12 protein-coding genes are annotated in these 10,936 nt (G+C 68.9%); 2 read left to right on the top strand and 10 right to left on the bottom strand.

Features of this window, described 5'->3' with window-relative positions:
* The 9 genes from AC07VC_RS14595 to AC07VC_RS14555 form a co-directional block, all read right to left on the bottom strand.
* On the bottom strand, nucleotides 1–194 hold a 194-nt coding region (locus AC07VC_RS14595), incomplete at its 3' end, for a manganese catalase family protein (protein WP_494724482.1).
* Between the two features lie 111 nt (nucleotides 195–305).
* The gene (locus AC07VC_RS14590; RefSeq protein WP_494676597.1) at nucleotides 306–1,415 is read right to left on the bottom strand and encodes a GAF domain-containing protein; all 1,110 of its coding nucleotides are present in this window, start codon (nucleotides 1,413–1,415) and stop codon (nucleotides 306–308) included.
* Nucleotides 1,416–1,870: 455 nt separating this feature from the next.
* Nucleotides 1,871–2,302 (bottom strand): MarR family winged helix-turn-helix transcriptional regulator, encoded by a 432-nt coding sequence (locus tag AC07VC_RS14585; RefSeq protein WP_494676598.1) that lies wholly within the window; start codon nucleotides 2,300–2,302, stop codon nucleotides 1,871–1,873.
* A gap of 318 nt (nucleotides 2,303–2,620) precedes the next feature.
* A complete protein-coding gene (locus tag AC07VC_RS14580) occupies nucleotides 2,621–3,301 on the bottom strand; it encodes a GDSL-type esterase/lipase family protein (RefSeq protein ID WP_494676599.1) in 681 nt (226 codons plus the stop codon).
* A gap of 887 nt (nucleotides 3,302–4,188) precedes the next feature.
* Complete coding sequence (locus AC07VC_RS14575; protein WP_494676600.1) at nucleotides 4,189–5,292, bottom strand: fatty acid desaturase family protein; 1,104 nt, start codon at nucleotides 5,290–5,292, stop codon at nucleotides 4,189–4,191.
* Nucleotides 5,293–5,427: 135 nt separating this feature from the next.
* Nucleotides 5,428–6,216, bottom strand: a complete 789-nt coding sequence (locus tag AC07VC_RS14570) for an alpha/beta fold hydrolase (RefSeq protein ID WP_494676601.1) — start codon at nucleotides 6,214–6,216, stop codon at nucleotides 5,428–5,430.
* The gene (locus AC07VC_RS14565; protein WP_494676602.1) at nucleotides 6,213–7,202 is read right to left on the bottom strand and encodes a diacylglycerol/lipid kinase family protein; all 990 of its coding nucleotides are present in this window, start codon (nucleotides 7,200–7,202) and stop codon (nucleotides 6,213–6,215) included. The genes AC07VC_RS14570 and AC07VC_RS14565 overlap by 4 nt, the downstream gene beginning before the upstream one ends.
* 109 nt (nucleotides 7,203–7,311) lie before the next feature.
* Complete coding sequence (locus AC07VC_RS14560; RefSeq protein WP_494676603.1) at nucleotides 7,312–7,593, bottom strand: hypothetical protein; 282 nt, start codon at nucleotides 7,591–7,593, stop codon at nucleotides 7,312–7,314.
* Between the two features lie 152 nt (nucleotides 7,594–7,745).
* Nucleotides 7,746–8,087 carry a hypothetical protein gene (locus AC07VC_RS14555; RefSeq protein WP_494676604.1) on the bottom strand — a complete coding sequence of 114 codons (342 nt, stop codon included), beginning with the start codon at nucleotides 8,085–8,087 and terminating at the stop codon, nucleotides 7,746–7,748.
* A gap of 226 nt (nucleotides 8,088–8,313) precedes the next feature.
* Here AC07VC_RS14555 and AC07VC_RS14550 point away from each other — a divergent pair, with 226 nt between their 5' ends.
* A complete protein-coding gene (locus tag AC07VC_RS14550; protein ID WP_494676605.1) occupies nucleotides 8,314–8,616 on the top strand; it encodes a DUF7882 family protein in 303 nt (100 codons plus the stop codon).
* A 519-nt stretch (nucleotides 8,617–9,135) separates the two neighbouring features.
* Here AC07VC_RS14550 and AC07VC_RS14545 read toward each other — a convergent pair.
* Nucleotides 9,136–9,483, bottom strand: a complete 348-nt coding sequence (locus AC07VC_RS14545) for a hypothetical protein (RefSeq protein WP_494676606.1) — start codon at nucleotides 9,481–9,483, stop codon at nucleotides 9,136–9,138.
* A gap of 761 nt (nucleotides 9,484–10,244) precedes the next feature.
* Between AC07VC_RS14545 and AC07VC_RS14540 the strand changes: the two genes are divergently transcribed.
* A complete protein-coding gene (locus AC07VC_RS14540; RefSeq protein WP_494676607.1) occupies nucleotides 10,245–10,922 on the top strand; it encodes a GAF and ANTAR domain-containing protein in 678 nt (225 codons plus the stop codon).
* Nucleotides 10,923–10,936 lie beyond the last annotated feature (14 nt).

Here is a 10,936-nt window from a genome sequence, read left to right as displayed (position 1 = left end):
TCCGCGCCGATGCCGTAGAGCATGTCGCGGTACTTGCCGGGGAGCTTCGAGTTCCAGGACTGGAAGCCGTACTGCATCGCGACGGAGATCTCGCCGTACTGGCCGCCGAGCACCTCCTGGAGGTGGCGGGCGTAGATGGGATCGGGCTTGTCGGGGGTGGCGGCGTGCTGCAGCTCCTGCTTGTGGAAGAACATCGTGACCTCTCGTTGAACCATCGACGTGTTGACTCGGCCGGGAGTGGCCGAGTCACCCCTCAGGCTCTGCGCGCACGACACGAGCGCCTACCCCCTTGACGGGCGCCGCTTTCAGGTCCTCGGGAGTCGCCAGAGGTGGTCCTGGGCGAGCTGGGCGAGCCGACGCAGGAGGGCTGCCTCCTCGGCACTGAAGTGCCGGGGCTCGGCGTCCATGATGCAGAACGCTCCGATGCGATATCCGTCAGGAGATTCGATGGGGTAGCCCGCGTAGAACCTGAGCGCGGGGTCACCCGGGACCGTCGACACGGGGTCACGACGGAGGTCCAGGGCGGCGTCTTCGATGACGAGGTGCGTGGCCCGGCGGATGGTGATGTCGCAGAACGACTGGTGACGGGGGATGACCGCGGGCTCCCTGCCCGCAGCGCTCATCATCGTCAGCACGTCGCTGTGGATGAGCGTGATCATCGCGCTCGACGTGCCGAAGGCGTCACGCGCCGTCCGCGTCAGGGCGTCGAGGACAGGGTCCGCAGCCACGCTCGCCGCCCCTGACCTCCTGATCGCGTCCACCCGTCCCGCCTCGTCCACCTCGGCGGTGCTTCCGGCGGGGATCCGGTCGGCATCGAGCTCGGCGCTGACCTGTCCGGCGATCCCGTCTGCCCACACCCGGTACGAGTGCGCGTCCTCTGCCTGGAACTCGAAGGTCCTCGCGTCGCCGATCAGCGTCACCCCGGCGACCCCCTCGACGAGCTCCCGCGTCACCGCGTCCAGCTTCCGCGCGCGCGCGTCGAGCACCCGCGCAAGACCAGGAGGGAGCTCCGTGCGGGGTCCGAAGACGGGGATCGGGAGGAGGAAGACGCTCGTCGCTGCCGGCACCCGGTCGCTGATCTCCTTCAGCAGGGCGTTGACGCTGATCCGCCACGTCCGGGAGCTCATCAGGTGGAGCGCTTCGTTGTGCCCGAGGGAGAAGACGATGACGTCGTACCTGTACAAGTCGATGTCGGTGAGGGCCCGAAGGCAGGTGCGGACCGTCATGCTGTCGTCGACGACGATGTCGACATCGGTTGCACGGCCTGTGCGCGAGGTCAGACTCCGCGCCAGGTGACCCGGGAGGCCGAGGTCGTGCGTGCGCACGCCTCGTCCGGTCGCCACCCCGTCGCCGGCGAGCAGGACGCGATCGGGGTTCGTCCCCGGTGCGTGCACATGCGGGGAGTCATCCGCCATCACGCTGTGCCGCCAGGAGTCAGGACTGTAGGCGAGCCAGAGCCGGATGAGGGGCCGAGCAAGGAAGACCGGGATCGAGCGAGCCACGAGACGCCTTCAGATCGACCGAGAGGCCGACTCCAGGATGCTGGCGTCGGTTCACGTCCACGGGCCACTCGAGAGACGCGTCATGCGACAGGAGCCCAACCCTGCGATTCCACGCCGGGCGCGCACGCCCGACGGTGTCAACGTACGCCCGTCCGAGCTCGACTGCCCGTGCCCGGGAGGGTTGCTCTTCCGCGTCGACGTCCCCGCGGCTCGGCATCGCTGATGACGGTCCGACCTGCGGCCGACTGGGCGTGCGCTCCTCCGCTCAGGAGATCCGTGTCGGAGACCACCGCGGCGGCGTCGAATCCCCTTTCGATCGGATGCCACCCGGTCGACCGGCGCAGGGACGACCGACGAGCGGTCGGTGATCAGACCGCGGCTTCGACGATGTCGCCCAGCATGCGGTGCAGCTGACCGGTGGAGGTCGTGGAGGCGGCCAGAGTCCGCTGCACGTGCTCACCGATCGTCTTCAGCTCCGGCAGGAGCCCACGGCCGCTGGCGCTCAAGGAGATCTCCTGCCGGCGTTCGTCCCGTGGATCGCGTCCGCGCAGCACGAGGCCCAGCGCGTCCATGCGCTGCAGCAGGGGTGTGATGGTCGCGCGCGCCAGGTGCAAGCGCGACCCGAGCTCGGCGCAGGTCTGTGGGTCCGGCCGGTCGAGAGCGAGGAGCGCGAGGTACTGCGGGTGCGTCAGGTGCAACGGCCTCAGCAACGGCCGATAGAAGTCGACGACAGCACGAGCCGTGGCCCCGAGCAGGGCACCGCTCCCGTGCTCGAGGAGGTCGTGAGATCGTGCGGACATCGAGGTCCTCGGCTCATCGTCCCGGCGACCGGCCCGCGGGAACCCCCGACGCGACGCCATGTGCTCGTCGGTTCGCGGCGCATCGTCTCGGTGATGCGTCGTCGGCCGGATCACGGCTTGCGGCGTCGCCGTCGCATGAGACCCCGGAGCACCCGAGGGCGCCGAGAGCACCGGGCTCCATGTCGTCCTGCGTCCTGCGACCTGCGTCGTGGGCGAGGGCGCAAGTAGCTCGAGGTCGAGGCGCGGCGGCGCGCGGGAACGCACGAGCGACATATGGGTGTAGGCCCCCCTCGCCGCACCGACGTCTCTCTGAGGACCTCACGGCGTCAGGTACGGGGAGAGGGCGATCGCCCATTCCGCGTGCATCGCGCGGAACGAGAATGCGCGAGCGGTGCGATCTCGATCCTGCCGAAGCGCGGGAAAGGGTACCCAGATCACGCCCGTCTCCAAATGCTGCATGTTCCTGGTGGCGTCGTTCAAGCGCTTCACCTGCCACCGAAGGAGAGTGCGGGCGACCGGCGGGACCGCCCGGAAGTGGTGCATCGGCGCGATGCCAGCCAGGACGATCGCGCACTCCTCGCCGGCTTGCTCCCTGACGCTGTCGATGACATCGGTCAGCTGCCGCTGCCAGGCATCAGGTGAGGTCATCAGGAGGGCATCGGGAAGACCCAGCGCCAGAACGGCGACATCGAGTCGACGCGCCTTGTCCCGCACGCCAGTCAGCGCCTTCTCCGCGGTCATGTCGAAGGCAGAGACGGTCGTGCTGATGCAGCCGCGGTTCGTGAGCCCGGCGAGCCGAGCGGCGGCTTGCGCGGGCATCGCCATCCCCGGGAGGAGCACGCCATACCCAGCGACCCCTATGTCTCCCACGAAGAGGACCCGGTGAGGATCGGGTCCCAGGACCATGCGTTCCCGGTCATCGACCGGGAACGCTGCCGAGGACATGGCGCGGGTGTACAGGAAGAGGTGGAGCCGCAGATACGGCTTCGCGAGCAGCAAGACAGCATCCAGAGCACGGTCCGCGACCTTGTCGTGTCGAGGCATAGCCGAGCTCCGCTCCAATGACGACGCCACTGGATGTCAGGGACCGCCCGTTCGGATCCACGCGGCCACCGGTAGCGACCAAGGATCAAGCGCTTCGTGCACGCCTGCTCGAGGTCTAGGAGCTGTGTCCGACGTTACGCCCGCACCGGACCGCGCTCGATCGAATGTCCGCTCACGGTCAGGCAGCGCCACGCGAGATGCTCGTCATCGCGGAGGACCACTCCGCGTCGTCCACGTGCGCCGCACGCGGCGCTCTGCGGTAGGGCCGGCTCAGTTCTCATCACGCTCAGGACAACCTCGAGGGTGTGTCGATCGGCAGCCGGAACACCCGGTGAACTTCGGATCCGGAAGGCGTCCCGCACACGCCGTCTGCGGACAGGAGCCTGCCCGCGGAACGCGCGAAGCGAGTCCCGCATACGCGCGCACCCCGCCACATCGAGATGTGCGGGGTGCGGAGTGCGCGATGCAGCGCTCAGCCCGAGGGGTTCTCGACGGGCTTGTCCTCCTTGTCCGTGCCGGTGTGAGGGTCTACCTCCTCGGGATCGCTGGTCGTCTCGGGCTTCGGGCTCGTGTGGGCGTCGCTCATCGCATGCTCCTCTCGGGGATCGCCGGCGGGCAGCCGGTGATGTCTGGACCGTACTCCCGGAAGGCCCGCACCGCGGAGGACGTCGAGCCGGGCGCCTCCGCACGCGCCGACAGCGCAAGCCAGCCCGGCTCGGCGGGCCTCCACGAGGGACGGCTCGAGAGGATCCCTGGCGAGGGGAGGTCCCGGTTCGTCGCCGACGAGCATCGCAGGGCTACGCGAACGCGGACGCGGACGCGGACGCGTCCGGTATGCGGGATCAGCGGCCGAACGCCGCCGATGCGGGGCAGTCGAACGCGTCGCCGCCGGCGGAGACGCCGACGCGGTTGAGGTAGGCGATGACGATGCCGTACGAGGCCAGCAGCGTGGTCTCGGTGTACGGGATGCTGTGCGTCGCGCAGTACTCCTTGGCGATGATCTGCGCCTTCTTGAGCGCGGGCCGCGGCATGTTCGGGAAGAGGTGGTGCTCGATCTGGTAGTTGAGCCCGCCCATGTAGATGTCGGTCAGCCACGTGCTCTTGATGTTGCGCGAGGTGAGCACCTGGCGGCGGAGGAAGTCGACCTTGGAGTCCTTGGGCAGGACGGGCATGCCCTTGTGGTTCGGGGCGAACGAGGCGCCCATGTACACGCCGAAGACCGCGAGCTGCACTCCGACGAAGGCGAACGCCATGCCGAGGGGCAGGAAGAAGAAGACGACCGCGAGGTAGGCGATGATGCGCGTGGAGAGCATCGAGATCTCGAGCCAGCGCTTGTCGACCTTGCCGCGGCCGAAGACAGTGCGCATGGACGTGACGTGCAGGTTCAGTCCCTCGAGCGTGAGCAGGGGGAAGAACAGCCAGCCCTGTCGGCGGATGATCGCGCCGGCGAAGCCGCGGGCGCCCTTTGCGTCCTCCGGGCGGAACACCAGCACGCCGGGCGCGATGTCGGGATCCTTCGCGACCACGTTCGGGTTGGCGTGGTGACGCGAGTGCTTGGTCATCCACCAGGAGTAGCTGATGCCGACGAAGAGGTTGGCGAGCGTGCGGCCCGCGATGTCGTTGGCCTTGCCGGACTCGAACACCTGGCGGTGCGAGGCCTCGTGGGCGAGGAAGGCGAACTGGGTGAAGATGATGCCGAGCCCGGCGGCGATGAGCAGCTGGAACCAGCTGTCGCCGAGGAGCACGAACACCGCGCCGAGGCCTGCCAGCGCGAGCGTGATGCCAGCGAACGCCATCGCGTAGAAACCGACCCGGCGCTCGAGGAGCCCGGCCTCGCGAACGGCGTTCAGCAGCCCAGAGTACTCGGTGGTGGGGTTCGCCCCGCCGCCGCGTCTCGCCCGAGTGAGGATCACGCGAGGCGCGGGAGTCTGAATTTCGGTGGTCATGCGGTTCTCGCTGCTCTCGGATGCTTGTTCGGCACGGAAGAAGCCATACGGCTCGTCCCGTGGGCTGGCGTCGTCGTGGCGGGCACGGAGATCGCGGAGCCTGGGTCCGGGGCACCTGACACCGGTCTACTCCGGTCAGCCATGGTGCTCCTGTGTGAAGACGGCGATGGCCGTCCCGACCTCATGCGGGTGCGAGTGCGGGACGTTGTGGACGGCACCCGGCACGTCCACCGTCCGTCCGTCGCGGACGAGCGTGCTCAGCCGTGCGGTCCAGGGTCCCGGGGCGACGGGATCGCGCGCACCGCGCAGGACCAGCAGCGGCGAGTGGACGCTGCCGATGCGCGCGACCGCCTCGTATCGGAGCATCGAGGTGACGCCGGCGGCGAAGGAGAGCAGGCCGCCGCGCAGGTAGTCGCGGGCGACCATCGCCCCGGTGACAGGCGGCTCGAGCACCATGTCCGCCATCAGCCGACGAGCCTGCCCGATGGCGCTTGCTGCCTCCGGGTCGACGACGGGTCCGATCAGCACCAGGCCGCGCGTCAGGAGCGGCCGCCGACGCGCCACCTCGATCCCCACCTCGGCTCCCAGCGAGTGCCCGACGACGACCAGGCGGCCGGCCCCTATGGATCCGTCGTCCAGGCGGGGGAGCAGGGCGTCGGCCATCTCCTCGATGCCGACGCGGCGGCGGGCACCGGGTGCGCGCCCGAACCCGGGCAGGTCCGGCGCGATGACCGTGCCGTGCGCGATGAGCACGTGGGCGAGCCGGCTGAACGACCGGTGGGAGAGCCCGACGCCGTGGATCAGGAGGAAGACCGGTCGGTCGTCGTCGCTCGCGGGCTCGCGCGCCGGCGCGTGGAACCAGGCGACTCGGGGGAGAGCGGCGGCGGCGGACGGGCGATCCGACTGCGGGCGGCGACGGGTCACGCCGTGTTCGCGTCCTGCGGCACCCGCACGCGCAGCCCCTGCGGCGCGATGGTGGCGCGGAACGCGGTGGCCTCGCCGAAGCCATCGCCGTCGAGCTCGATCTCCTCGGGTCGGTTGAGCTCGACGCGGAGGTCCTGGCCTTTCACGTAGTTCAGGGCGTCGACCTCCTTCGTCATCATCTTCCGGCCCAGGCGCGTGCGGCGCAGGACGCCGTTCTCCCACAGGACCTTGACGAGGATCTGCCCCCAGCCGATGGCGCCCTCGGGGCGGAGCATCACGATCTCGAACTGCCCGTCGTCGATGACGGCGTCCGGCAGCAGGAGGACGTTGCCCGTGAGGGTGCCGCAGTTGCCGACGATGATCGTGTGGGCGCGCATTCCCTTGCTCCGCTTCCCGTCGAGCGTGTAGCGCAGGCGCAGCTGGTTGCGGTCGAAGACGACCTTGGCGATGGCGGCCACGTAGGCGAGCGGACCGATCTTGGTCTTGAGGTCCTCGTCGGTCGCGGCGAGCATCTTCGCGTCGATGCCGGCGCCCGCCATCACGAGGAACGCGTGGCTGCTCGTGGATCCGTCCACGTGGGTGATCTCGATCGTGCCGAGGTCCACGCCGCGGACCCGGCCGGTGAAGGCGGTGCGGATGGAGTGCGGCAGGTCGTCGAGCGTCAGCTTCATGTTGCGGGCGAGCAGGTTGCCGGTGCCGGAAGGCAGCAGGGCCATCTCGACGCCGCGCTCGTCGACGACCTCGGCGATGGCGCGGACGGTGCCGTCACCGCCGGCGGCGATGATCAGGGTGGCGCCGGCGTCGATGGCGTCGGTCGTGGCGCCGCGGCCGGGATCCTCCTTCGAGGTCGGGAACCAGAGCGTCTCGGGCCAGCCGGCGGCGCGCTCCTCCTCGGTGACGACGGCCTTCACCGCATCGAGATCGATCTTGATGGGGTTGTAGACGACGGCGGCGCGCTGGTCATGGGTCTCGGTGCTGGCGGTCATGGCTTCCTCGGAGGGGTCGTGCGCGATCGGGGTGGTGGTCGGACGACGAGGGCCTCCCGCGGTGCGGGAGGCCCTCGTGGTGTCAGCGCGCTGCGCGACGGGTGCTGGGTCAGCGGCGGTCGGCGCTGGCGTCGCGGTCGTAGAACTCGCGGCTGCCCGACTTCGCGATGCCGCGGCTGATCATGTAGCCGACGGTCAGCACGGTCGCGTAGAGCCAGGCGTGGTCGGCGCCGAAGCCCTGGCCGTCGTCGCCGTTGTCGACCATGGCCGACGCGACGAAGATCCCGATGAGGATCGCGATGTAGGCGAAGAACTCGGTGGTCTTGAACGAGGCCTTGGTCTCGGTGGAGAGGCGGGCCGTGCGTCCGGTGGTGGCGGGGGTGCTGCTCATGGAGGTGTTCCTCTGTGTCCGGCCGCTCGCGGGATGCCGCGAGCAGTGCCGAGGACGACCATAGTCATTGATTGGCCCACAAACTAATAGTGGACTAAATGTGGGAATGGGGTTGACTTGCGCGGTTGGCAGCCGGGCGCGACCGAGGCGGATCAGAGGTCGTCCGGGATGCGGAGGACGGCATCGGCTTGGTCGGCCATCTGAATCGGACCCGACGAGTGGACGTCGAGGAGGCCGACCCTTCGCATGACGTCGTCGACGAGGTCCTGATCCAGGAGCTCGACGCCGACGGCGTCCGTGCGCTCGAGCACGATCTGGCTGGCCGGCCCGATCAGGAGCTCCAGCTGCCCATCGGTCCCGTCGTCGCGGCGGAACGGCATGGCGACGGTGTCCGAGGACTCGGCGCGCGCGAGCGCCTTGGCGTACTCGATGACCGCATGCGCGACGGCATCCCCGGTGACGTAGGTGGCCTCGCCGTAATGGATGATCTGCATGCTCGCGAGTCAACTCGCGTACGGAGGACGCAGCACGATGTGTCGTCCCGGGTTGACAGCGGGCCCGTCGAGCGCGACGTGATGCGGAGCGTGGACGTGGGGTGGACGGCGTAGCCTCGTCAACAAGTCCCGCGTGAGCGAGATCCACGCGTGCATCGACAGCCACGCGCATGCGCTGCGATCCGCAGGTCCCGTGTGGTGTGCATCACTCACGAGGGAGCGCCCGATGGGCCAGCTGATCTACGACACGCACGTCCGGACCGAGATCGAGGACCGCGCCCTGGCGCACCTGCAGATCGTCATGCTCAACAAGCTCCGAAGACGGGAGAGCTTCGCCTTCTCGTGGAAGAACCCCGCAGCCGAGGGCGACGGGCGCAGCACCATCTGGGTCGCGCCCGAGCTGTCGCTCTGGTTCAAGTACTCCGGCGGTCGGCCGCCGAGCATCAACGCCGCCTGGGTGCAGGCCCTGATGGTGGAGGCGAATACCGCGGCCGGCCTGCACCTCATGCCGGAGCCGACGGCCTCTTAGCCAGTCGCAGGGGGAGGCGACCGGCCACGTGCTGCGCAATCGAGCTCCGCCCCAAAGCGATCGAGCCATATCGCGCTGCAGTAGCGCCGCCTCTCAGGCCGCGTGCGCTGGCTGACGAACGATCCTGGGAGCTGGCCGCACATGGACAAGCCGTGCGACGTCATGGAGTGGGAGCACGCGGGCCGAGACGGAGCGGAGCAGGTGCTCTCAAGGCCATCGTTCGACAGTCACGGCGCGCCCGCTTCGCCCGTTGGGTCCACTAGAGCCGCCTACCGGCGGTAGGCGGCACCGCCCACATCCCCAGGTGAGCGGCCGGCCACGCGCGCGACGGTGGCGAGCGGGGAGGGGCTGAGCCTCAGCGCGCGGATATGCGAGGAGGGCGAGGCCGAGCTGTTGAACGACGAGGCCGCCGGAGACGTCGTATGGAAGCGCGTCGGGTCGCGTGGACGCGAGCGCTCGTCTCTTGGCCTCAGGCCAGGTCTTGAGGGTCTTCGCGCTACGCGCCGTCGTGCTCCGGCCTCAGGTCGCCATCGCGGCGGGGTAGCTGAGCTGAATGCCGATGCCGTCGATCTCGCCGGTCCAGACCATGTCCGACCCACGGCGGGCCAGTGGCTCGTGGAAGACATCGATGACGTCGGCCAGGTCGAGGTCGGCGATCCACGCCTCGACGATGTCGCGTCGCACTTCGCGGGCGTATGCGTCGGCATGGCCGATGAACAGCACGTAGTCCGTGTCGCCGAGGTGCCAGGCAAGGGGCGAGAGCCCCCGACGGGCCCCGTCTTCGTTCCAGGCGACAGCGATCATCAATTCGATGTCCCGTCGTGTCGCTGCTCGCGGCGGACGGGCGTAGGCGTCATCGGAGCTCATCGGTTCCTCTTCCTTGCAGGTCCTCATCCATCGCTGACAGGTCAGCAGGCTGAAGAAGTAGAAAGGACCCGGCACGCGCGGGGCATCGGGGGAATGTCACGTGCCGGGCCCCTCTCCGCGTCTGCCGCATTCGGGTGGGCCGACGGGAGGTTCGGAGATACCCGTCAGGCGGACATGGGCGCGACGTGCGTGAGGATGCGCCGTCCGTCACGCAGGAAGATCGTCGCGAGGAAAGTGGCTCTGCGGAGCCCTGTGCTACTGCGAATCAACTGGATCGACTTCCGAGCCGGCGCATCAGCGACGAGACCCTCCGTGGTGGGGGCTCTCGGCGAGATGCGGGTGACACCCGGGGCCGTGTCGATACCCGGGCTGGACGGACGTCGACGGCTGGTCGAGGTCCGGTCGAGCGCTGCGGGGTCTGGGCAGGTGCACGAGGCGTTAGTGCACTAACACGGTATTACGGCAGGCTGCATGAGCGCTAGCCCCATTTCGCGACCCAGGGTCCAGGACGCCAACCGCTAGAGGAGCGACGTGGTCTTCGCGTCGGCAGCGTCTTACGGTGCTCGCGACCAACGTCACCAGCATCATGCGCCCAACGCCTACGCGCAGCGGGTATGGTCATCGTGCAGCTACCTCCACGACCCGGCGCTCCGCTCCTGTTGATCACGAGCACGCTCGGTAGACGCTCCAATGGCAGCGAGGAGATTGCACGTGCGATGCGGGGTGATTCTGTGAGCGGTCGTCGTCTGTTCGACGATGCAGTGTCCGCCATCGAGCGCGCCACCAGCCAAGACGCTGATCTGTGCCGTCCATTCGTCCGGGTGATCGAGGTCAGCGGGGCAGCCGTGTCCACACTCGGAAGGACTTTGGGGTCCGAGACGGTGTGCGCGTCGGACGCCCGGGCGGCCCGACTGGACGAGATCCAGCTCGATCTCGGCGAGGGGCCGTGTTGGGAAGCTCTGGCAACGCGCCAGCCCGTCCTCGAGCCTGACGTCCAGCACACGACGAATGAGACATGGCCGCTAGCCCGTCAGGCCATGCACGAAGCCGGACTCGGGGCCGTCTTCGCGTTCCCGCTGGTCGTCGCCGGCATCGACGTCGGCGCCATTGACCTGTACTCCCACAGGCCGCAGTACCTGTCGCGGCATCAGATCAGCGACGCGACGGCACTGTCTCGAGTCCTCGCCCGACAGGTACTCCGCCGCGCATTGGCAGCCGCTGCAACGCCTCAGGAGGGCGACGACGGGTGGAACGGAAGGTACTCGCGGCGGGAAGTGCATCAAGCCACCGGCATGATCATCGCGCAGATGAAGATCAGCCCCGCCGATGCGCTCCTCGTTCTCCGCGGACACGCTTTCGCAAGCGGACGACCGGTCCGCGACATCGCCGCCGACGTCATCGCCCGTGAGCTCGACTTCAGCCCTAACCACCGACCGTGAGGAACCGAGGAACC

The organism is Clavibacter sp. GW821-FHT01D01 (assembly GCF_059422605.1).
The sequence above is the reverse complement of the archived record's forward strand: the minus strand, read 5'-3'. Positions and strand labels throughout refer to the sequence as shown.

Coding starts and splice junctions, on each gene's coding strand:
- AC07VC_RS14555 (WP_494676604.1), bottom strand. CDS start 8,087: ATGCAGATCATCCATTACGGCGAGGCCACCTACGTCACCGGGGATGCC.
- AC07VC_RS14550 (WP_494676605.1), top strand. CDS start 8,314: ATGGGCCAGCTGATCTACGACACGCACGTCCGGACCGAGATCGAGGAC.
- AC07VC_RS14545 (WP_494676606.1), bottom strand. CDS start 9,483: ATGAGCTCCGATGACGCCTACGCCCGTCCGCCGCGAGCAGCGACACGA.
- AC07VC_RS14565 (WP_494676602.1), bottom strand. CDS start 7,202: ATGACCGCCAGCACCGAGACCCATGACCAGCGCGCCGCCGTCGTCTAC.
- AC07VC_RS14575 (WP_494676600.1), bottom strand. CDS start 5,292: ATGACCACCGAAATTCAGACTCCCGCGCCTCGCGTGATCCTCACTCGG.
- AC07VC_RS14585 (WP_494676598.1), bottom strand. CDS start 2,302: ATGTCCGCACGATCTCACGACCTCCTCGAGCACGGGAGCGGTGCCCTG.
- AC07VC_RS14590 (WP_494676597.1), bottom strand. CDS start 1,415: ATGGCGGATGACTCCCCGCATGTGCACGCACCGGGGACGAACCCCGAT.
- AC07VC_RS14560 (WP_494676603.1), bottom strand. CDS start 7,593: ATGAGCAGCACCCCCGCCACCACCGGACGCACGGCCCGCCTCTCCACC.